At 49.9% G+C, this 21,703-nt stretch carries 21 protein-coding genes; 16 read left to right on the forward strand and 5 right to left on the reverse strand.

The window, feature by feature from the left end; all coding sequences use genetic code 11:
- The first annotated feature begins 1 nt into the window (after nt 1).
- The 14 genes from DFP94_RS21215 (at nt 2) to DFP94_RS25620 (ending at nt 10,875) form a co-directional block, all read left to right on the forward strand.
- A complete protein-coding gene (locus DFP94_RS21215; RefSeq protein WP_114498478.1) occupies nt 2-322 on the forward strand; it encodes a cytochrome C oxidase subunit IV family protein in 321 nt (106 codons plus the stop codon).
- 102 nt (nt 323-424) lie between these two features.
- Complete coding sequence (gene ctaG, locus DFP94_RS21220; RefSeq protein WP_114498479.1) at nt 425-1,339, forward strand: cytochrome c oxidase assembly factor CtaG; 915 nt, start codon at nt 425-427, stop codon at nt 1,337-1,339.
- 71 nt (nt 1,340-1,410) lie between these two features.
- Nucleotides 1,411-1,875: a DUF420 domain-containing protein gene (locus DFP94_RS21225; protein WP_114498480.1), complete on the forward strand. Its 465-nt coding sequence runs from the start codon at nt 1,411-1,413 to the stop codon at nt 1,873-1,875.
- 819 nt (nt 1,876-2,694) lie between these two features.
- Nucleotides 2,695-3,417 (forward strand): ABC-2 transporter permease, encoded by a 723-nt coding sequence (locus DFP94_RS21230; RefSeq protein WP_114498481.1) that lies wholly within the window; start codon nt 2,695-2,697, stop codon nt 3,415-3,417.
- Nucleotides 3,418-3,460: 43 nt separating this feature from the next.
- Nucleotides 3,461-3,874, forward strand: coding sequence for a GntR family transcriptional regulator (locus DFP94_RS21235; protein ID WP_114498482.1), 414 nt, complete (start codon nt 3,461-3,463; stop codon nt 3,872-3,874).
- Nucleotides 3,871-4,788, forward strand: coding sequence for an ABC transporter ATP-binding protein (locus DFP94_RS21240; protein ID WP_245955040.1), 918 nt, complete (start codon nt 3,871-3,873; stop codon nt 4,786-4,788). Before DFP94_RS21235 ends, DFP94_RS21240 begins: the two co-directional genes overlap by 4 nt.
- Before the next feature lie 20 nt (nt 4,789-4,808).
- Complete coding sequence (locus tag DFP94_RS21245) at nt 4,809-5,714, forward strand: ABC transporter ATP-binding protein (RefSeq protein ID WP_114498571.1); 906 nt, start codon at nt 4,809-4,811, stop codon at nt 5,712-5,714.
- Nucleotides 5,707-7,005: an ABC transporter permease gene (locus tag DFP94_RS21250; RefSeq protein WP_114498483.1), complete on the forward strand. Its 1,299-nt coding sequence runs from the start codon at nt 5,707-5,709 to the stop codon at nt 7,003-7,005. The genes DFP94_RS21245 and DFP94_RS21250 overlap by 8 nt, the downstream gene beginning before the upstream one ends.
- 334 nt (nt 7,006-7,339) lie before the next feature.
- A complete protein-coding gene (locus tag DFP94_RS21255) occupies nt 7,340-7,834 on the forward strand; it encodes a low molecular weight protein-tyrosine-phosphatase (RefSeq protein WP_114498484.1) in 495 nt (164 codons plus the stop codon).
- Between the two features lie 364 nt (nt 7,835-8,198).
- The gene (locus DFP94_RS21260; protein WP_114498485.1) at nt 8,199-8,474 is read left to right on the forward strand and encodes a metal-sensitive transcriptional regulator; all 276 of its coding nucleotides are present in this window, start codon (nt 8,199-8,201) and stop codon (nt 8,472-8,474) included.
- A 69-nt stretch (nt 8,475-8,543) separates the two neighbouring features.
- Nucleotides 8,544-8,855: a rhodanese-like domain-containing protein gene (locus DFP94_RS21265; RefSeq protein WP_114498486.1), complete on the forward strand. Its 312-nt coding sequence runs from the start codon at nt 8,544-8,546 to the stop codon at nt 8,853-8,855.
- 3 nt (nt 8,856-8,858) lie between these two features.
- Entirely contained in the window at nt 8,859-9,227 is a 369-nt protein-coding gene (locus DFP94_RS21270) for a rhodanese-like domain-containing protein (RefSeq protein WP_245955042.1), read from the forward strand.
- Between the two features lie 255 nt (nt 9,228-9,482).
- Nucleotides 9,483-10,634 (forward strand): phosphodiester glycosidase family protein, encoded by a 1,152-nt coding sequence (locus tag DFP94_RS21275; RefSeq protein WP_114498573.1) that lies wholly within the window; start codon nt 9,483-9,485, stop codon nt 10,632-10,634.
- 85 nt (nt 10,635-10,719) lie between these two features.
- Entirely contained in the window at nt 10,720-10,875 is a 156-nt protein-coding gene (locus tag DFP94_RS25620; RefSeq protein ID WP_181873251.1) for a hypothetical protein, read from the forward strand.
- Between the two features lie 228 nt (nt 10,876-11,103).
- Here DFP94_RS25620 and DFP94_RS21280 read toward each other — a convergent pair whose 3' ends face one another.
- The 4 genes from DFP94_RS21280 to DFP94_RS21295 form a co-directional block, all read right to left on the reverse strand.
- A complete protein-coding gene (locus DFP94_RS21280; RefSeq protein ID WP_114498487.1) occupies nt 11,104-11,811 on the reverse strand; it encodes an AIM24 family protein in 708 nt (235 codons plus the stop codon).
- A 72-nt stretch (nt 11,812-11,883) separates the two neighbouring features.
- A complete protein-coding gene (locus DFP94_RS21285; protein WP_114498488.1) occupies nt 11,884-12,309 on the reverse strand; it encodes a hypothetical protein in 426 nt (141 codons plus the stop codon).
- A 212-nt stretch (nt 12,310-12,521) separates the two neighbouring features.
- Nucleotides 12,522-13,385, reverse strand: a complete 864-nt coding sequence (locus tag DFP94_RS21290) for a DegV family protein (protein WP_114498489.1) — start codon at nt 13,383-13,385, stop codon at nt 12,522-12,524.
- Nucleotides 13,386-13,511: 126 nt separating this feature from the next.
- Complete coding sequence (locus DFP94_RS21295; protein ID WP_114498490.1) at nt 13,512-14,414, reverse strand: AraC family transcriptional regulator; 903 nt, start codon at nt 14,412-14,414, stop codon at nt 13,512-13,514.
- A gap of 157 nt (nt 14,415-14,571) precedes the next feature.
- Between DFP94_RS21295 and DFP94_RS21300 the strand changes: the two genes are divergently transcribed.
- Nucleotides 14,572-15,984: an MATE family efflux transporter gene (locus DFP94_RS21300; protein ID WP_425459272.1), complete on the forward strand. Its 1,413-nt coding sequence runs from the start codon at nt 14,572-14,574 to the stop codon at nt 15,982-15,984.
- A 356-nt stretch (nt 15,985-16,340) separates the two neighbouring features.
- Entirely contained in the window at nt 16,341-19,619 is a 3,279-nt protein-coding gene (locus tag DFP94_RS21305; RefSeq protein WP_425459274.1) for a discoidin domain-containing protein, read from the forward strand.
- A 67-nt stretch (nt 19,620-19,686) separates the two neighbouring features.
- Here the strand turns inward: DFP94_RS21305 and DFP94_RS21310 are convergent, their stop codons facing one another.
- Entirely contained in the window at nt 19,687-21,558 is a 1,872-nt protein-coding gene (locus tag DFP94_RS21310) for an LTA synthase family protein (protein ID WP_114498492.1), read from the reverse strand.
- Nucleotides 21,559-21,703: the final 145 nt, after the last annotated feature.

Genomic DNA, 21,703 nt, shown 5'->3' on the forward strand with positions numbered 1-21,703 from the left:
GATGACAAACCACGATTTGGATGACGGGAGCGCGGTTAAGCACCGCCATCGTCATGAAGGACCGCAAAAGCATGTCGTTGCTTTCATCTTTTCTATCATCCTCACCCTGATTGCATTTGCAACGGTGGCTGCAGGCGGCGTAAATACCGCATTTACGGTACTGCTCCTGCTGGTCATGGCCGTTCTCCAGGTACTCGTTCAACTCGGGTACTGGATGCATTTGAAGGATAAGGGCCATATGATACCGATCGTATTCATGGCCGGGGGATTTTTTGTTGCAGGGCTTGCAATTATTGCCGCGCTATACTGGATGTGGTGGTAAAATAAAAAGAGGTGGGCTTGATATCAAGCCACCTCTTTCATGCTATTAAGGGCCTGTTCACAATTTGGACAGAAAAACAAAGCGGCGGAAGGAGGGTTAAGCGTGTTGGGGTTAGAATACTTTAAATTTGCGGATGTTTGGAGCCCTGTGTTCCTGGCGGCCATGCTGCTCGTTACGGCCGGGTATTTTTTGCTGGCAGGACCCCTTAATGAAAAGTACGGACAAGGAGAGCCCGTATCCGCCGGAAAAAAGAGTTTGTTCATACTTGGTATGGCCTTTCTGTATTTGGCCCAAGGCGGTCCGGTGGAACTGCTGGGGCATATGATGTTCAGCTTCCATATGGTCAGCATGGCGCTTTCCTATCTGGTCGCCCCGCCGCTTCTAATGCTCGGCCTGCCTCGCTGGATCTGGAACGCTGTCGTTACATTCCTGGGACGCAGCCCGCTGCGCCGCTTGAAATTTTTGACGCATCCGATTGTAGCCGCCGTCGTGTTCAACGGGCTGTTTTCTTTTTATCATATCCCGGTTGTGCATGACTATGTGATGCTCCATTTCGGAATTCACCGGCTGTATTACGTCGTATTGTTCTTAGCCTCGCTTTTGATGTGGTGGACGCTGGTCAAACCGCTGCCGGACCGGGGGGAGGCACAGGGTCTAAAGAAAATGGGCTTCATTTTTCTCAACATGGTGCTGCTTACTCCTGCGTGCGGCTTGATAATTTTTGCGCCCGATACTTTGTATGCCACTTATAGCGATCCTGGGGTTTGGGCCAAAGCTATGGGCTATTGCATTTCGGGGGATCCGACGCTGTTGCTGGGCAAATTCGGAGGACCGGAGTTCTTCGGCTATCTGGAACCGCGGATCGATCAGCAAGTCGGGGGTATTCTGATGAAATTCATCCAGGAGATCATCTTTGCCTCGATGCTGGCCTATGTATTTTTCCAGTGGTACAGGCAAGAGAACCGGGAGGAAGAAGACGGGCAGCTGCCTGACGATGTTAAACTGAATCAGATCTAAATTGATTGAATTTGAAATAATAAAATATGGATGGACGCCGTGTAATTTGTAGTCTGGACAGGAGGATTCACATGGATTTGTTTACCTTGTTCCCAACGATCAGCACCTCGTTTATCGTGATCAGCGCAGTGCTTGTAGCGATCGGCTGGGGCCTGATTATTAAGGGAAAGCGGGAAGCGCACAAGAAAACGATGATCGCGGCGGCTATCGCGGCGCTGCTCTTTTTTATCATCTACATGTCGCGTACCGTGTTTATCGGCAATACGTCCTGGGGCGGACCTGATCATCTGCAGCCTTATTATCAGATATTCCTGATTTTTCATATCGTATTGGCCACGGTGGCGGCGGTATTCGGGATCACAACCCTGGTTCTCGGCTTCAAAGCAAAATACGCGAAGCACCGCAAATGGGGCCGGACAACTTCGGTAATTTGGTTTTTCACGGCGATTACCGGCGTTATGGTTTATGTGCTTCTGTACCTGCTGTATCCCGGCGGTCATACGAAACCGGTATGGCAAGTTATTTTTGGATTATAGAATACCTAAGAAAGACGGGTAGACCGCTGGGGCGATTTTTCGCTCCGGCGTTTTTTTGTATCTGAGGCAGGTGAGTTAGGGGCAGGTGAGGGGGAACGTGGAGGGGACGGGTGGGAGTGGCGATAGAGGCGTTTGTGTTGTAGGATCCGATAGGTTTGTTTAGTTGGAGTTTCCTCGGAGCGAATCCGTTGTTGATTGGGATTGCACGATGCGTTCCTGCTCTAACGGACACCAGGGACCTTAACTCCTCTAAAATCGCCTTTTTCAAAATCTAACGGACACCGGTGACCTTAATTGCGCCTGATTTTCCCTTTTATGAGGATTTTTTGGGGATTAACGTCTCCTGTGTCCGTTAGGCGATTTCACATCCCGAAAAGTGCCGTTTAACGTCTCCTATGTCCGTTAGAATTGGATGGAACTATCCGGTGATGTACGATTTACTATTTTTTGTGGAGAAAACAGAGTTGACGCAGAAATATACACAGTATATACTGTGTATAAAGATATGAACAGTAATCACAGTAAGCACAGTGAAAAAGACGCTGTGGAAAACGGTGGTACAGCGCATATTTGTATTCTACACGGAGCAAGGGGTACGGAGCACGGGGCACAGAGCAAAGCAGTTACCAGTAACACCACTGCACTCTATAAGCACACCGGCAGGCACACTAAGTAATCACACTACCAAGAACATCGATTAAGCACGCCGCCGAGCAAACACACCAAGCAAGCGCACTTGATTAAGCACACTAAATAACCACAATAAACCGGGGACCATTAATCCGCCGGATAATTTTCAGCAAAGAAGGGTGAGCAAAATTGAACACGTGGAAAGACGCCTGGGCTATTTTCTTAAAGGATTTGCGCATAGATCGGATGTATCTGCTTTGGAGCGTCATCTTTATGATTTATACCGGAGGGATGATCGGCGTGATGCTCCGAGGCCGGGAAGCGGCCGGAGATGTGCTCGATCCGATGGCGGATTTTCTTATGCTAATCCTTACTCCATTTTTAGGGTTCTACTTCTCCAGAAGATCGTTCAGCTATATCAAGGAAGATTCGTATACGCAAATGTTGCTTTATTACCGGACATTGCCGATTTCGGACAAAACGATCATGGTAAGCAGGTTAATCCAGCTTGTTAGCGCCTTGTTGTTTAACGGACTTATTTTATTTTCAGTGATCTACTCCATTTTCCTTGTTTTTGACATCGAAATCACGTTGGTCCAATATCTTGCTTTTGCTTTGACCTGGATCGGATATTCCCTCGCGATGAACGGGCTCTTTATCCATCTGGAATTTACGAGAAAAGGTCGTACGTACTTGTGGCTGACGATCCTGCTCATGATATTCATGGGGGGAGGCGCGTTCGTTTTTACCTGGTTCGACGGCAGCCTGCTTAATTTGACCCTCGATTTTTCAAAGCGGTATGGGTTGCTTTCTCCTCTGATGTGGGGAGTTCTGGCCGGCGGCGTTATCGTGCTGGGCGTGTCAAGCTCGATAACCCGGCGGACGATGCATAAGCGGGATTTGGCTCGATGAATAGCATACGTGATTTGGTCAGAACCGGAGGTGAGTTTGGAAGGTGTGGATTCCTATTCAAATTAATGAAAATAGCGCCGAACCCCTTTATCACCAGATAGAGACGCAGCTTAGGTCGCTAATCGTAAGCGGGCAGATTGATGAAGGAACCTTGCTCCCCTCCATCCGCGAATTTGCCGGAAGTCTAAACTGCAGTGTCATTACTGTGCGCAGGGTGTATCAGGATCTGGAGAATGAAGGTCTGCTGCGGACGAGACAAGGTACGGGGACTTTTGTAGCGAGTGTCGGTGCGGGAGAACGGAATGAATATCGGCGGATCGTTGTTCAGGAAGCGGTAGAGGTAGCCGTGGACAAGGGGATTTCGGTCCAGTACGGAGAAGATGAGCTAAAACAGCTGTTTCTCCGGATTTTAAAGAAAAAATACAGCGAGGCTGAAGGCGGGAGGAAATCCAAGTGACGGAGTTGACGGAACAAAAAATAGCCATTGAATTTGCCGGCGCGGTAAAAAGAGGACGGAGAAAGCCGATCGGTCCTCTGAATCTCCGGATTCCGCAAGGGTATGTAGTTGCTTTGGTCGGTCCCAACGGTTCCGGGAAAAGCACGATGATGCACCTGATGCTGGAAACCATTCATCCCGATGAGGGAAACATCTCCTGGTTTGGTGCAGCGCCGGAGGAAGGTTTACCGCTAACGCTCAGACAGCAAATCGGATATGTTCCGGAAAATCCGGCGCTGGAGGAGAATTTTATGACGGCGGAGATGGCGGCAAAATTCAGAGCCCGCTGGTATCCTACCTGGGATCAGGAGCGGTATGAGGCTCTGATGACCCGGTTTGAAGTGCCGCGCCATGAACGGCTCAACCGGATGTCAAAAGGGGAGCGGCGCAAGTTTGAAATCGCCGCCGTCCTCGCGGCGAGACCGAAGCTTCTGTTGCTGGACGAACCTTCGTCCGGGCTCGATCCGTTCGCCTGGAAGGACATGATCGACGAACTGAGAGCCCTCCTGGTCGGGGAAGACGTGACGATCGTGCTGTCCACGCACATTGTCGATGAAGTAAAGCGGCTGGCCGATTTTATCGTGCTGGTTCACCAGGGCAAGATTGTGGGAATGGCGGAAAAGGATGATCTTTTCGGCAGTTGGAAAGAGGTTTGGATACGCGGAGCAGGACCTGAGGAACTGAAAACACTGCCCGGCTTATTGACCTTCTGTGAGGACGGACCGTCCATCATGAAGCTCGTCGTAAGCGACGGCCGTGAATTTGACGAGTGGTGCTCCGGCGGGGCTGTTCAGCTCATCAAGAGCCGCAGCCTGGAACTGGATGAAATCTTGGGGCTATGGATTCAGGGACATCAACCTGGGCAATTATTATAGGAAACGAGGGGTAAGCAATGATGACGAAGCCATTAATTTTAGAGCAAGTGGTCAAGCAGTTTGGCGAAAAGACGGCAGTCAATCAAATTTCGCTGCAAGTGGAGCAGGGAGAAATTTACGGGCTGCTTGGTGCCAATGGTGCAGGCAAAACGACAACGATGCGGATGGTGCTTGGGCTGATCTATCCCGATGGCGGGAAGATTTTGTACAACGGTAAGCCATACGGAAACGAGCTTCAACATCAAATGGGGTACTTGCCAGAAGAGCGAGGTTTATATCCGAAAGTAAAAGTTAGCGACCAGATCATTTATTTGGCCCGCCTGCGCGGGATGTCCGCCTCAGAGGCCGACAAAAGCCTGAAATACTGGCTCGACCGGTTTGAAGTGCCGGAGTACTACGACAAGAAGATTGAAGAATTGTCCAAAGGGAATCAGCAAAAAATGGGCTTTATTGCCGCAGTTGTCCACAAACCGCAGATCGTAATTATGGACGAAGCGTTTAGCGGCCTGGATCCGGTCAATGTGGAACTGCTGAAGGCAACGGTCAAAGAATTGCGTGATGCCGGAACCAGCATTTTATTTTCCACCCACCGGATGGAGCATGTGGAGGAACTTTGCCGCAATATTACGATTCTGGACCGGTCCAAAACCGTGCTGCAAGGCAACTTAAGCGAGATTAAGAAGCGTTACCCGCGCGAGGAGATTCTCCTGCATACGGCAAGTGAAGTGTCCGGTCTGGAATTGATCGAAGGCGTAAGCCGGGTGGAGCGCCGGGAGCGGGGTTATTTGATCCGGATCACCGATGTCGGTGCGGCCAAGAACATTTTGCGTATCGCGATGGAACAAAGCGATGTCGAGCATTTTGAGATCAAAGAGCCGACTTTGAATCAAATTTTCATTAAGGAAGTAGGTGAGTCAAATGAGTAAAATGAGCACGGTCATCGGGTTTACTTTTTTGAACAAAGTCAAGGCGAAATCTTTTACGATAACTACGCTGGTGCTGGCCCTGTTGGTTACGATCGGCATGAATGTACCCTATTTTATCGACAGGTTCACAGGGAATGACGACGGCCCGACGGTGATCGGATTAATACAAAGCAACCAGCCTGAGCTCGCGAACTCGTTGAAAGCTTACCGGGAGAAACAGCAACCAGGCACGACCGGGTTTGCGTTGGTGGAGTACGAACAGGCGGATGAACAAGTGCTCCGTAATGATATGGAAAACGGAAAAATTGACGGCTATCTGCAGTTCGGGGACAGCAAAGAGGGGGCTTTTCCTTCCGTCACTTATATTTCCAAGAAGGACAGCATCCCGCAGGGGTTGCAGACCTCGCTGCAGGCTGCGCTGCAAAGCGTGAAGGCCGAGTACATTACGAAAGGAACGCTGAGTGACGAACAGATTGCCGCTCTCACATCGCCCGTTCAAATCGAAGCGATGAAGCAGGCGGTATCGGGAGGAGACGGCGCTGGATCGGGCGAAGGAGCGACAGCTGAAAAGGCGGCAACTATCAACTACGTGATCGTTTACGTGCTGGTCATCCTGTTCTTTATGACCATTATGATGACGGGGAATATGATCGCGGCGGAAGTAACAGCGGAAAAGAGCTCCCGAATCATGGAGATCCTGATTACGAGCGTGTCGCCGCTGGCTCAAATGTTCGGCAAAATCATCGGCATGTTCTTCATCGGATTGTTCCAGATCGCTATTTTTGCAGCGGTGATCGCGATCAACGTGTCGTTGCCTCATAACCGTCCCGTTCTGGCCGGCTTTAATATGGACTTGTCGCAGATCAATATTGAAGTACTGGTGTTTGGACTGATTTTCTACATCCTCGGGTATTTCCTGTACGCGACCCTGTTTGCTGCAATTGGCTCGCTCGTAAGCCGTACTGAAGAGCTCGGGCAGGCGATCATGCCGATTACGATGCTGTCGCTGGCCGCTTTTTATATCGGTATTTTCAGCCTGGCAGCCCCGAATTCCACGCTGCTAAAGGTCAGCAGTTATATCCCGTTCTTCTCTCCGGTTTCGATGATCGTGCGGATTGGCGTCGGAGACACGCCGGTATGGGAGATTCTCATTTCAATCGTGATCCTGGTCGTTGCGATCCTGATTTTCGGATGGCTGTCCGCTAAAATATACCGCACGGGCGTGCTCCTGTACGGCAAACGTCCGACGTTCAAAGAGCTTCGCAAAGCGATGAAAGCTTATAAAATTTAGGGAGGAAGAATTTAATTACAAAAATCAAAGAATATAGGTTCACTCCTTAATCTGGTCGGCATGCTGTTGATCTGTGCGACAATCCTTCCGGTGCAGTGATTATCATGCGAACGATTTTCTCGTGGCCTAATGAGGTGTTTGTATATTGTGTAAGGGAGGGGCTCATGCTTATGGCATGGGTTCCTTTTTTATGCAGTTGAAAATGCGGATTCCCAATACCAGATGAAGGGCGACCCTGCTGAATCCGTAAGGATGGCTTCCGGTTGCACGACTTGTTGAAAGCAGCGGCCTGTAGTAGTATCAGAAAGTAGTATCTGACATGAGGTGAGAAGAAATGGATGACAACAACAAAATCGGCGTCTTGTTCGTCTGCCTGGGGAATATTTGCCGCTCTCCCATGGCTGAGGCGGTGTTTCGGCATTTGGTGGTTCAGGAGAACCTGGAACGGAAATTTCGGATTGATTCCGCAGGAACTGGAAACTGGCACATTGGGAAGCCGCCCCATCAAGGGACAAGGACGATTCTGGATCAATACGGCATCTCTTATGAAGGGCTGCAAGCACGTCAGGTGGCGGGAGATGATTTTAAGCGTTTTGGCTATATCGTAGCGATGGATGATCAGAATGAACGCGATTTAAAGGCATTGGCGCGGCAAGCGGATGCGAATATCATCAAGCTGCTGGACCTGGTTCCGGATTCGGTGCTTAAAGAGGTCCCGGACCCCTATTTTACGGGCAATTTTGAAGAGACTTACGAACTGGTAGGTACGGGTTGCAAGGCGCTGTTGGAACGGATTCGGAAGGAAAAGGATCTTCGCAATCCCAACTAAAATTGTCGCCCGCAACGTATAGCAATTCAATAAGCTTCCATTGTGGACGGAACATGTCCGGAATGGGAGCTTTTTGCCGTCAAAGAAACCAAAAGCAGGCAAAGAAGCAATAGTCCCGAAAGATCGGCTCCGTATCCAACTGCTGAAATAAATAACAGGGTAAAAGGGCATACACCTTGTGAAGATAAAGAGGTATGAAGCTTTTGGCATTTTAAAGATTCATGATGTTTGGAGCATCATCGGCGTGAGGATAAATGCTCGTCTCATGCAGAGTCTTTGTCCCATCCCCGGGTTTGACAAGTACGGCGGGATTTATTATCATGTATACCCATAGGGGTATTTCACAAGGTATGGAGGGACTCCAATGGCAGATCATGAAGTACATTATTCGGAAGATTTAAAACGGCGCCTGAAGCGAATTGAAGGTCAGGTGCGCGGTGTCTTACGCCTCATGGAGGAGGGCAAGTCCTGCAAAGACGTCGTCAGCCAGCTTTCCGCGGTCCGCAATGCGTCCGACAAGGCGATCGCGCAGATCGTGGCGGATAATTTGCAGCATTGTCTGCTGAAAGAGAAAGCAGAAGGTCATACTACCGACAAGCTGGTTCAAGAAGCGGTAGAGTTGCTTGTAAAGAGCAGATAGTTGTTATAGAAGATGGCATGTTTAGGATATTATTCAAACCAAAACTGATGTCAAGGAGCTGACCGAGAAATGAGTTTTCAACCCGATAGAGAAATTTCCGCCCATGAATTAGCCGAAAGAATCGAACGTGGGGATGCCTTGAATATTGTGGACGTAAGGGAGCCTGTTGAGTGGGAAGAAGGCCATATCCGGGGGGCCAAGCATATTCCGTTAGGGCAATTGCCCGAGAGATACGAAGAGCTCGATCCGAAGCAGGAATGGTTTATCGTATGTCGCAGCGGAGCCCGGAGTGGACTTGCCTGCGAACTGCTTTCCGAACGAGGCTATAAAGCCGTGAATATGGCCGGCGGTCTGCTGGCCTGGAGAGGTGAATTGGTTTAACGCATGATGATATTGATATTTGCCGCTTTGGTTAGCGCTGGCGCCGCGGGCTTATGGCTGGTGCGTCGCTTTTGGCCCGTGAAAGGGTTGGCTTACGTGGAAGCGGGCAAGCTCCGGGAGACGTCCGAATTGACGGGTCAGGCTAAGATGATTGATGTCCGCGATGCGTTCTTTTACGAACAGTGTCATGTTAATGGCGCGATCAATATTTCGATAGGACGGCTTCCGTACCTCTGGAACAAAGAGTTGTCCCCGGATGAACCGGTAGTCATCCTCTCGGACAGCCTGCGTCAAAGCAAAAAAGCAGCCAGATTTCTGAAAAGCCGGGGTTTCCGGGAGATCTATGCGGTGCGCGGAAGATTTTGCGCATAAGGTAGCCCGCCGCAAGTTAATATACGAAACACCAGTCCTTAAAGCAAAGGGACTGGTGTTTTTTTATTGTATAAAAATGATATTTACAACAATAACAAGAATGTGGTGACTGCTGCTTGAAGCACTTCCACCGTAGTTGGGAACCGTATTGTGTGTATAAAAGACGCGTGACGAATGAAACTTTTATCCATTGCCGGACGTTTACATGAATAGCATGTACATCAGCAAGCAGTTAGGAGAGTAAGTATGCAAGTTATGCAGCAAGAGTCCACAACGCTGCCCAGCCGTTCTTCGGCACGAAAGGGAAGCGGGGCTAACAAACGTAAACGTAAGAATAAGCGGCGCAAAGGAGGATTTCTCCGGTTTGTCGGCAGAATGATCACCGTAATGATGCTTCTAGGGGGAGTTGCGATGATCTGGTTGTTTTTTACTCCATCAGGCAATAATGTTCGTTTCCTTATGGCGGACACTTTGATTACGACGCAGCACCGCCATTGGGCGAAATATATAATCGGGCAAGCTGAGCTGGACAAAAGAGTGGCGGCTTATCAAAAGTCGTTTGACGATATGGGTACGGAAAAAGACACCCACACCATTACATTGCCTTCCCAAGAAGAAGATGAGGAGACGCAAGAGGAGAAGCCGCTGATCGAAGTGGAGGAAGTGTCCGGAACCGGATATCACGGATATGTGCTGACTGTAAACGATCCGACGAAAATCCGGCTGGGCGTTCCCGCCAAAAGAGGCAAAGGGGAGAAGGTATCCAGCATGGTTGCCCGTACCGGGGCTGTGGCCGGAGTGAACGGCGGCGGCTTTGCCGACCCGAACTGGAAAGGCAACGGCTTTAAGCCGATCGGGGTCGTCATCTCGCAAGGCAAGCTGTATTACAACGGAATCAGCAAAAATGCATCGACCCAGGTGGTCGGGCTCGATAAGCAAGGGAAGATGATCGCCGGCAAATATACGCTCGATGAGTTGGATAAGCTGGGCATTCAGGAAGCCGTGACCTTTCAGCCGCGGATTATCGTTAATGGCAAGGGTCAAATCCGCAGCCAGAAAGAAGGCTGGGGAATCGCGCCCCGGACCGCGATGGGGCAAAGAGAGGACGGCGCAATCCTGTTCGTCATCATTGACGGCCGCCAGCCGGGGTACAGCATCGGAGCGAGCCTTTACGATGTCCAGCAGATCATGCTGGACCACGGCGCGGTCATCGCCGCCAACCTGGACGGAGGATCTTCCTCCGTACTGGTAAAGGAAGGCGGAGACATTGTCAACAAGCCGTCCTCCGAATACGGCGAGCGCTATTTACCGACGGCGTTCCTCGTGTTCGAGGATCCGGAGAAGGTAGATATCCCGAACATTTGGGAGGGCTTGCGTCCGCAGGATATTGATGCGGGGAAAAAATAAACCGGCGCAAAAAGCGCGCTGCTCTCAAAGCACCTGGGTGCTTTGGCGGGCAGCGCGCTTTTGTATTTTGTAGGAGAGGATTAGGATGGATCGGCTGCGCTCTCTTTATTCCACCGTGATTCGAACCGATCCGAACCGAACCGAACCGATCCGATACAATCCGACCCAATCCATGTTGCTCATTCCGTTCGTCCCCGGGTCAGCAGACCTGCGCGAAATTAACTGTATTTCCTGTATCTAATTTTCACGATTGGCCTTCTGCAAACTAATTAACTGGAGAACCTACAGTTATTTGTATCCCATCTGCCCGGAATCGTCGGAAACCTTAGAATTAGCTGGAGGTTTTACAGTTAAATCGCAAAAGGCAGGCCCTTTTCGTAAATTAACTGTAGGTTATACAGCTATTTACACCAACTTGGGCAGGGCAGGCAGTCTGCACGAGCCTCCACAGCCTACACGCGGCTATGTCCTACTTGATAAACACGCCTCCGAACGGAATGGCTTCGCGCAGGAACCGTTTGACGATCCCGTCGTTGTTGTCCAGATCGCGTTCGAGCTCCCGGCTTCCGCCGCCGGATTGGATAAGCACCGAGCCATGGCCGGTGATTTTCCATTGGTATTTCATGTGCTGGCTCGCCAGATGATTGCCGTACACGGATAGCTCCAGCTTGGCGTTCTCGGGATAAGCGATAACGCAGCCAGCTTCGACATACAGCGGATCATCCGGTTCGAGCGGAAGTTCAAGCACCTGACCCTGCGTCAGAATTCCGATCTCTCCGTCTCCGGAAAATTTCATTTTTATCGCATCGCGGGTAATCATCATATTTTTCATGCTGAGCAACCGGGATTCCATCCGGACACCTTCCGTATAAAAAAAGAGATGCCTGAAGTCATACAGCAAGTCGCTCCCGTGTGTCAGCTTGATAGGTTTAAGGGTGATGGACGGAGGCATCGATGCCACGAATTGGCAAGCCCCCATGAAATCGGCCCGGATCAATTTCTTTTTCCGGTACATGCCTTTCATGTTCATAAGCTTGTCGGTGCGACTACCGGAGGGCCCTTTGAAGGCAATAATTTGCGCCGGATGCAGGACATGGAGTTTTTCGCCTTCATGAACTTCGAAGGTAACGGCTTGTCCTCCATAGCCCGCAGGCTCGTTATCGTAAACAATTCTCATCGTGCAGATTCCCCTCCTTCTCATTTCTCTAGGGAAGTAGCTTGGTTCAGACCGGATAACCTTGCCATGCGATTATCGCCGGAGCACCAAGCGAATGACTCGAAGCAGGATAAAATATCCGGCAAGCAGAAGCACACCGGTCAGGATCAGGATCCGCGTCTTTCGGGCATTCGCCTCCCGGGCTTGCTGGGCTTCGGTCAGGGCAGCCACCGAGGCGCTTAGTTCGCGGTTCTGCTCCAGCAGGGCTTCGTTTTGCTGCCGATACGCTTCCATGGTCGATTCCGCTTCCGCAAGCTTGTCCTGCGTCATTTGGTAGTTTGCTTTAAGCTCGTTTACTTCGCTAGGGAGTTCCGACAGTTCTTTTACCCCTTGATACAGATCGCTGAAGTAGCCGGCGTAGGCACGGGGTTGGCCCGGAAGAACCAAACCGCAAACCAGCAATATACCGCAAACCAGCAAAGCGCAGACCGTTTTTTTATAGATGGAGCCCCGAATCATCCGTACCACCTCCGCCAATGTGTAGTAGCCTCTAATTCATTATTACGAACCGGTTTCCGAAAAAGTTTCCGTATCCTTTATTTACACCTAAGCAACACGAGTATAAGCAAAAAAAGGCCGTCTCCCGGGTAGAGATAAATTCCCTTTGGGAGAGGAGCCTTTTCGCAGGCGAATTCTGTGTGCAAGACAAGCTTTGCATGACTAGAGGATGGTTACATGGTATACGCCTTATTGCGCAAATACATGATGGCTACGGTGCGCGGTCCGCAGTGGCACGAAATGGCGCAGCCGCCTTCGATAATGGCGACTTCCCGGGTATCCGTCTTCTCTAGCAGCGTCGTTCGGATATAATCGGCGGCCCTTTCCGCTAAGGTTTGGGCTACGATGATTAATTCCCGGTCAACCTTATGAATATTTTCCGTGAAGTGATGGAGCATGCGTTCCACCGCTTTTTCGGTTTTGCCTCTATATTTATCTGCGGAAATGACGAGCCCCTCCTTGATGCGCAGCACGGGACGGATTTTCAGCAGACTTCCGATCATATGCTGCATGTTGGAGACGCGGCCTCCCTTATGAAGGTAATCCAAGCTGTCTACCAGCACTTCGATTTCGACCCGGTCGCGGAGATCCTCCAGCATCGTAACGATCTCGCCTGGGCTTGCTCCGGTTTGGGCTGCCTGAGCCGCCTTTATGACAAGCAAGGCAACGCCTCCTGACACATTGAGTGAATCTACGACGATGACGCGTCCTTCAGGTAGCTCATCCGCGGCGATCAGGGCGTTCTGGTAAGTTGAGGAGAGCTTGGAAGACATGCTGATAAACAGGATCGTATCGCCTCGCTCAATCCAGGGCGTGAAGGCCGCAATGAAATCTGCGGGGGACGGTGCCGACGTGTGTGGCAATTCCCCGGTTTCGTCGACCCGCCGGTAAATATCAGTCGTGGTGATTTCAAGTTTATCCTTGTAGGCCTTTTCACCGAACACGACATAAAGCGGAACAATTCCGATATCGTACTGAGTCATCCAGGATTCCGGAATATCAGAGATGCTGTCTGCGAAAATTTTCACTTGTGTCAACGCATTTCCTCCAGTAATGAATTTATTAGATTAATAGAATGGCTTTCCTTGATTATAGAGGAGCGTCGACCTATACGCAAAAATATTTAGCCAGGTAATAATTGTCGGGTCTTTCGGCCCTCGGGTTTACGGCTTGTTCCAGGCGAAGCGCTGCCGGTATTTCCGGGGGGACATCCCTTCAAACCGGGTGAAACTGGCGGTGAAGTAGGCGGCAAGATTAAAGCCGACCTCTTCGGCGACGCGTTCCACCGGCAAGTCCGTCTGAATCAGCAATAGCTTGGATTGATCGATCCGCAGCCGGAGCAAATAGGTGGACGGCGAGCAGCCGAACACTTTTTGCATGCAGCGGGCGATGTAGACCGGATGGAAGTTAATGGCCTCTCCCAATTTTATTGCCGAAAAAGGTTCGCGGTAATGCTCGCGCAAGTAAGAAGCCGCACGTTCGGCGCAGGCGGACTGGGGCGAAGGACCATCGGCCCCCAGCGAGGCTGACAGCAGCATGATGACTTCTTGAAATAACGTTTGTTGCCTTAGCCGGACACTCGCCAGATGTATATTCCGGTTCATCTCGTTTAATTCGTTGATGGCTTCGGCCATTTTTTGCGGCTGGGCCAGTTTGGTGAACTGGGGAAGCGCCACCGTATAGGAGGAAACCGCAAAAGGGGGGAGCGATAAATACCCCTGTTCTCCTTCGGGATGCCGTCCATGGCTGATATGATATTCAACTTCATCGACGACTCTCCATTCCCCGAGAATTTGAAAATGAGTCCAGTAATGAAGCGTCTCCTCTTTGCAGCCCTCATAGGAGTAGTGATAGCTGTCGGGAAGCAAAATTAGCGCATGTCCTTCTGTAATTTCATACTTGTGGCCACTCTCTTCGACATAGAGGCAACCCCGAACTACGACAAGCAGATCGAATGCGCCGATGTTTTTGCGGCTGGGGTGTTTGCCGCCGATCGGAAGCGGGGACAATCCGCTGGTAATATAGTGGGGGAGCGGCGGAGCGGTGAATTCAATTACAGGCGGCATAAGACACCTCCAGTTATCCATAATTAAGGTTTGAATAATGAAAGATTGAGTTGATTACCTGATACATCGATTTTACTATACCATCTATAATTTGTTTCATGCTAAAAGTTTAATGCGGGCAAGTAGAATCGTCCCCGTTCTACAGGAGGTTGTAATAATGATGAAAAATAAGGACAGCGAGAAAAACAAATTTTCCCTTTGGCTACTCGCATGGCCCATCTTTATCGAACAGTTTTTGCAATTTTTGCTTGGATCGGTCGACACGCTGATGGTAAGCCGGATCTCGGACAACGCGGTTGCGGTGGTCGGGTTTTCCAATCAGCTGTTTAACGCCCTGACGACCCTGTTTGCCACGGTGGCAAGCGGAGCAGGGATTGTAATTGCTCAAAAAATCGGCTCGCGCAAAGAAGAAGAGGCGCGCACCGTTGCAATAATCGCGTTTAAAGTAACAGTGGCCATCGGCCTCTTCCTTAGCATCCTGCTGATCGCGGCTCCTGAGCCGATCGCCGGAATGCTGCAGCTTCCGGAGGAGCTGCTGCCGTTAGCGAAGGTATATATCTCCGTAGTCGGCGGCGGCATGATCCTTACCGCCGCAATGGCGGTGCTCGGCACGGCGATCCGGAATACCGGCAATACGAAGGGTCCGATGATGACGGCGATCGGCATGAACGTCATTCATATTATCATGAATTACGGTTTCATCTTCGGAGAGTTCGGGTTCCCGCAATGGGGACTGACCGGGGTGGCGATCTCCACTGTCATAAGCCGGCTTTTGGCCACGATTGTATTATTTATCATTTTCCTGGGTTCTTTTCAGCGAAAAATCGGGCCTCGCGATTTCTCGATCTTTGACCGTAAGCTATTCAAAGAAATTTTAGTCATCGGCTGGCCGCTCGGCGTCAATTCGGCGAGCTGGGTGTTTTCGCAATTGGCGATCTTCTCCTTCCTTGCGATGCTGGGCTCAACGGAACTGGCTGCAAGGACCTATATGAATACGTTGGAATCGTTTTGTTTCTTGCTCGGCTTCTCGCTGGCCCTGGCCGCGCAAATCCAGATCGCCCATCTGTATGGAGCGGGCAAGACCAAAGAGGCTTACCATGCCGTATTTAAAGTGCTTAAGGTCGGTTTGCCGCTCGTTATAGTCAATGCGTTTATCCTGGTTCTATTCGGCCGGAACGTACTTGGATTGTTTACGAAAGATACCGATATTCTGAACCTTTGCACGGCACTGTTATGGTTAAACCTGTTGCTTCAGCCGGGAAAAATGGTCAATATGGCAATCGGCAACTCGCTGAATGCGGTAGGCGATACCAAGTATACGATGAATATCTCGCTGATCTTTATGTGGGTCGTCGCCACCGGATGCTCGTACGTATTCGGCGTTTCCCTGGGCATCGGTATCATCGCTATTTACTCCTGCATGATTACCGATGAATATGTACGGGGCGTGCTTTCCTTTTTCCGCTGGCGGGGTCGCAAATTTTTGCGCATGAAAGAAGACGATCTTCAGAAGGAGAGAGAGCAGGAGCAGAATCGGTGCAATGAAGCTTTAGCCAGTCCGGCGCTTTAGAAGTATAGAAAGTTTCATATCCGATCCGAAAATGAAAATCAATTTGGGCTGCCCCTTAAGCAGTGCTTGGCTGTAAAGGGGCAGCCTTTTGCATTGAATCGAAAAAATGCGTATTAATTGACCTGTTTTTCTTTAAATTACACCTTAGATATATAAAAATTGAAATCTATAATTTGGATATCCTGGTTTATCCAGGGGAATTAAATGTAGAGGAGGCGATTTTGTAGACGATGCGTCATTCAGAAATGTAAGCGCTAACAACGAGGTGAGGACGGTTCATGTGAATTCTCGATTCCAAATTATTGAGGAGGAGAATAATGCGCAATAAATGGTTGGTCTGGACGATTGTCGCAACTATGCTGTTCACATCTTTGTTCTTGAATATTGTGCCTCATGCCGCAGTATTTGCGGAAGGTAATCCCAATTTGACACTCGGTAAGAATGTCACGGCAAGCAGCTATGCCGATGTATATGAAGCGAACAATGTAAAGGACGGGAACCAAGGCACTTATTGGGAAAGCGCAAACCATGCATTTCCGCAATGGATCCAAGTCGATCTTGGCGAGAGCACCGGCATCAATGAAATCGTACTGAAAATTCCGGCAGGGTGGGAAACGAGATCGCAAATGCTGGAAGTTCAAGGCAGCACAGACGGCTCGACGTTTACGAATATAGTAGGCTCCTCGGATTATACATTTAATCCTGCGGACAATAATACCGTAACCATCTCTTTTCAGGAGATAAGCACCAGATATTTGAGACTGAATTTTTCGGCCAACTCAAGCTGGCCGGCAGGTCAGCTTTCCGAATTCGAGATTTACGGAACAGACGAACCGACGCCGGAGCCGGGCGGGGACAACCTGGCGTTGGGTAAACCCATTACGGCTTCATCTACCATTCATACGTTCATTGCCGAAAATGGCAACGACGGGGACACGGCTACCTATTGGGAAGGAAACGGAAATCCCAGCCAACTGACGGTTGACCTGGGCGCAAACCACAACGTCACCTCGGTCGTCGTGAAACTGAATCCGTCTTCTGCATGGGGTGCAAGAACACAAACAATTCAAATATTGGGTCATGACCAAAGCACGACTTCGTTCAGCAATCTGGTTGCCGCGCAATCCTACACTTTCAACCCGGCTTCCGGGAACTCGGTCACGATTCCAGTCTCGGCCCTGGCAAAGCGTATACAACTGAATATTACGGCAAACTCCGGCGCGCCTGCGGGACAGGTCGCGGAATTCGAAGTGTACGGAACGGCCGCGGCGAATCCCGATTTGACGATTACCGGCATGGCATGGTCTCCGTCATCTCCCGCCGAGCCGGATAACATTACGCTTAGCGCGACCGTCAAGAACCAAGGGAACTTGGGCTCCTCGGCGACATCGGTTAATTTCTACCTGAACAACTCGCTCGCCGGATCGTCTCCGGCAAGCGCTTTGACAGCCGGAGAAGAGATTACGGTAACCGCCGAGATCGGCGTCCTTAACGCCGGTTCCTACGTATTGGGTGCCAAGGTCGATGAGAATCAGAACGTTGTCGAACAAAATGAAACGAACAACGCTTATAACCATATCCCTTCCTTGGCGGTGGGACAGGTTCCAAGCTCGGATTTGGTAGCAACAGTGGCGTGGAATCCGAGTAATCCGAGCGCCGGCAGCACGGCAACGTTTACGGTAAATCTCCAAAATCAAGGAAACATCGCTACTTCAAGTGGCCCGCATCCCGTCACCTTAGTGCTTAAAAGTGACCAAGGAACGACCCTTCAAACATGGAACGGCTCCCACGTCGGAACTTTAGCGGCGGGAGCATCGGTTAACGTCAGTTTGGGAACGTGGACAGCGGCGAACGGAAGCTTTGCCTTGTCGACCTCCGTTGCCCCGGACAATACGGAAGTAGCAGCCAAACGAAGTAACAACACAAGCACAACAAGCCTTTATGTAGGCCGGGGCGCGAATATGCCTTTTACAGTGATTGAGGCGGAGTCTTCTTCAAATCTTACAAACGGCACCGTATTGGCTCCGAACTTCAAGCCGGGCGATTATGCAGGCGAGGCTTCGGGACGTTCGGCGGTTTACCTGGATGCTAACGGGGAATACGTGGAGTTTACGCTGACGGCCCCGGCCAACGCTTTTGTGCTTCGCAATGCCGTTGCGGAGAATATGAGCGGAACGGTCAGCATTTATGCGGATGGAGAAAGCGTGGGGAAGTTCAACGTAACTTCGAAATTCTCCTATTTGTACACGACGCCGAGCAATCTTGGACGGCTTGGTTACGATAATCAGCCCGGGGCCGGATTAACGGCTTATTGGCTGTATGAGGACTCTCAATTGCTGTTGGATCAGGTGTATCAGGCGGGCACCAAAATCAAAATTCAAAAAGATGCCGGGGACGTACCTTGGATCTATGTGGACATGATCGAAACTGAAAATGTTGCTGCGGTAACATCCAATCCGGACCCCGGGAAATATGTTGAAGTATCGGCCAGCAAATCCATAGAGCAGGCGCTGAATGAATTCAGGCAAGATACGTCCAAAAAAGGGATCTTCATCCCTGCCGGCGAATGGACGATCAGCAATAAGATTTACCTTTACGGACGTGCGACCGAAATTATCGGTGCCGGCCCTTGGCATACCAAATTGGTCGCTCCGCCAAATCAAAGCAATACGGACGTGGGCTTTAATATCGGTTCATCGGCGAACGGTTCCACGATCAGAGACTTGTCCGCCTGGGGAAACTATGTGTACAGAGTGGACGGTCCCGGCAAATTCATCGACGGCGACGGCATGCAGAACGTAACGGTCCAGAATATTTGGGTCGAGCATTTCGTCTGCTTGTATTGGGGCGTCAAGTCCTCCAACAACACGTTCAAAAACAATCGCATCAAAAATACGTTCGCGGACGGAATCAATATGACGAACGGTTCGTCTTATAATGTAATCGACAACAATTATTCCAGAGGTGCCGGGGACGATGCTTTTGCTTTGTTCAGCGCCATCGATTCCGGGGGCTCCTACAATGTGGGCAACAAGTACACGAATCTAACGGCGACCTGCGTAAGACGGGCGGCGGCGTTCGCGGTATACGGCGGTTCCGATAACCTTTATCAGAATCTCTATGCGGCGGATACGCTAAACTATCCCGGACTCACGATCAGCAGTTTAAGCTTTGGATATAATACTTTAGGATTCGGAGACAAGGATACGGTCATCGATGGGGTTACCTTGGACAGGACCGGCGGAGACTTTTGGACCAGTGTCGGAGCCGATGACAAGATCAATGAATATCAAAATTTCGGAGCCGTTTGGTTTCATGGCGGAGACAGAGCTTTCAGAAACGTCCTGGTGAAAAACGTGGATATTAATAATCCGGTTTACTTTGGCTTAATGTTCCAGACAAAATCACCAGAGAATCTGGGCATGCAAAATGTCCGCATAGAAAATGTCAACATCAATAACCCGTCCCGCTACGGCATCAAACTTGTAGTACGGGCCGAACAAGGCCAAGGGCCGGTTGCCGGAGAAGCGCGATTCACGAATGTGAAAGTGAATAATCCCGGAATTACCGCGATTTACGGTGAAGATCAGACTCCGAATTTTAACGTCATAAGAGTTTCGGGGAACAACTGGTAAGGTTGTGGCATCATAAAAAGAGGTGTACGGGCAATTCCCGTACACCTCTTTATTTTGAAAAATTCAATTATTCCGATTCTGTCACCCGGTCGGGAAGCTGCTGCACATAGCTGTCGGACATGCGAAGCAACTCGAGCGCACGGTTATATTCGTTTTCCGTCGTCAGAGCCTGACTAACGCCGCCCTCGGCGAACGGATATTGGGTTCCGTCCTCGTACCAGACGCCCGGCATAAACAAAGCCTTGTCGTTCAGGAAAGAGCCGGAAGGCAGGTAATAGCGCTGAGGAAGCAGATTATAGCTTTGATTCAGAATATCTTCCCCGAAGTGAAGGTGATCCTCCAGCGAGATGCCCATCAAGTTGGCGACTGTAGGCAGGATGTCTACCTGTCCGCCCACATTGTCGAAGATGGTCGGCGAAGTCATGCCCGGCGCAGAAACGATAAGCGGAATGTTAATCATATCGATATAGCCGTAATCTCGTCCATAGATCTCATGCATCAGCTCCAGGCCGTGTTTATCCAGCGAATACATCGGCAGGCCGAGGTGGTCGCCGTAGATGACAACGACGCTATTATCCCAAATGCCTCTTTGCTTCAAATCATCGATAAATTGGCCCAAGGCATTGTCGGCATAGTTCTGGGAACGGATATAATCGCCCACCATATTGTCCTGGAAGCGTTCCGGCAGCGTAATCAGGTCCTTCTCATGCGGCATCGTAAATGGATGATGCGCGGTCATGGAGATGACTTGGGAATAGAACGGTTTGCCGGACTGCTGTATTTTATCAAGTTCCTCAGCGGTCTTCTTGTAAAGTACTTCATCGGACGGTCCGAAGAATACCGTATCTTCCTGTCCGAAAAACTTCTGATCGTAATAACGGTCGAACCCGATGGCCTTATACAGTTCGCCGCGATTCCAGAAATCCACAACGTTCGTATGGAACGTAGCGGTATCATAGCCCGCCGCCTTCATCATTTTCGGAAGGCTCGGCAGAACTTTATTCGGATAGTTCTGCGTTGCGGCTTCGTTGTAAGGAATATAGAACGATGTGTTGACTACAAATTCCGCATCCGAGGTATTCCCTTGGCCGACCATTTGATAAAAATGCTTGAAGTACAGGTTATCCTTCACCAGCGAGTTCATATTCGGCGTGATTTCCTGTCCGTCGATCTTCAAGTTGATCAAGAAGTTCTGGAAGGATTCCAGCTGGATGATAATCAGGTTCTTGCCCTTGGTAGCTCCGAAAAATTTCGGGTCGCCCGGTTGCGTAGCCCCTTTTAACTGGTCAACCTTTGCTTGAGAAATCTGATTCTTGTCCACCAGATCTTCTTGTTTGCTGGAGAAAATGGCATAGGTTTCATAATTGAGGATACCCATTTTCTCAGCTTGTTTGATCTCGTTCATGCTGGCCCGGTTCGGCCAAACGTTGAAGATACAGAGCGCGATGGAAATCCCAAAGACCGTGGCTATAGCGCCGGTACGCAGTCTTTTCATATTGAAGTAAGCTTTCAGCTTCTCGGCTCTTTTTTTCCGCAGCAGCCAAAAGCCGATTACGATGATATCCAGGAAGATCAGCAGATAGTAAGGCGCCAACAGGGAGAAGACACTGTTACTGACCGCTGTCACCTGGTTGACTTGTTGAAGCGCATGATAAGTTACGATAACGCCATAATATTTATGATACATGATAGCCGCGAAGAAGATCGCCGTTACGGCCAGGTTGACGGTCAAATATATGCCCATTTTACGTTTGGATGAGAACCATTCAATCAGACAGAACAGGACCCAGATGAACGGAAGCTCTTTTAGCAGCGGACCCCAAGGAGGAATCCCGTCAAAAATGGAGATCCAAGCAAGATACGTTTTAAGAATCATGATCAGGGTAAAAAAAACGAACGGCTTTGTATTGCCAAGCCTGATACGGTTAAAAACGGACACAGTACGATCCTTCCTTTCGGTTTATCTCTATTTGTTTATTATTTAACACAGCAATTACAATTCAAATACCCCTAATATAATACATGAAATGAAGCAAAGATGAAAATAAATCAATTCACTCAATTAACAAGAAATTCCATGTTAG

This window comes from Fontibacillus phaseoli, assembly GCF_003337355.1.
Classification (GTDB): domain Bacteria; phylum Bacillota; class Bacilli; order Paenibacillales; family Paenibacillaceae; genus Fontibacillus; species Fontibacillus phaseoli.

Coding starts and splice junctions, on each gene's coding strand:
- DFP94_RS21215 (WP_114498478.1), top strand. CDS start 2: ATGACAAACCACGATTTGGATGACGGGAGCGCGGTTAAGCACCGCCAT.
- DFP94_RS21225 (WP_114498480.1), top strand. CDS start 1,411: ATGGATTTGTTTACCTTGTTCCCAACGATCAGCACCTCGTTTATCGTG.
- DFP94_RS21245 (WP_114498571.1), top strand. CDS start 4,809: ATGACGAAGCCATTAATTTTAGAGCAAGTGGTCAAGCAGTTTGGCGAA.
- DFP94_RS21250 (WP_114498483.1), top strand. CDS start 5,707: ATGAGTAAAATGAGCACGGTCATCGGGTTTACTTTTTTGAACAAAGTC.
- DFP94_RS21255 (WP_114498484.1), top strand. CDS start 7,340: ATGGATGACAACAACAAAATCGGCGTCTTGTTCGTCTGCCTGGGGAAT.
- DFP94_RS21260 (WP_114498485.1), top strand. CDS start 8,199: ATGGCAGATCATGAAGTACATTATTCGGAAGATTTAAAACGGCGCCTG.
- DFP94_RS21265 (WP_114498486.1), top strand. CDS start 8,544: ATGAGTTTTCAACCCGATAGAGAAATTTCCGCCCATGAATTAGCCGAA.
- DFP94_RS21270 (WP_245955042.1), top strand. CDS start 8,859: ATGATGATATTGATATTTGCCGCTTTGGTTAGCGCTGGCGCCGCGGGC.
- DFP94_RS21275 (WP_114498573.1), top strand. CDS start 9,483: ATGCAGCAAGAGTCCACAACGCTGCCCAGCCGTTCTTCGGCACGAAAG.
- DFP94_RS25620 (WP_181873251.1), top strand. CDS start 10,720: ATGGATCGGCTGCGCTCTCTTTATTCCACCGTGATTCGAACCGATCCG.
- DFP94_RS21280 (WP_114498487.1), bottom strand. CDS start 11,811: ATGAGAATTGTTTACGATAACGAGCCTGCGGGCTATGGAGGACAAGCC.
- DFP94_RS21285 (WP_114498488.1), bottom strand. CDS start 12,309: ATGATTCGGGGCTCCATCTATAAAAAAACGGTCTGCGCTTTGCTGGTT.
- DFP94_RS21295 (WP_114498490.1), bottom strand. CDS start 14,414: ATGCCGCCTGTAATTGAATTCACCGCTCCGCCGCTCCCCCACTATATT.
- DFP94_RS21300 (WP_425459272.1), top strand. CDS start 14,572: ATGATGAAAAATAAGGACAGCGAGAAAAACAAATTTTCCCTTTGGCTA.
- DFP94_RS21305 (WP_425459274.1), top strand. CDS start 16,341: ATGCTGTTCACATCTTTGTTCTTGAATATTGTGCCTCATGCCGCAGTA.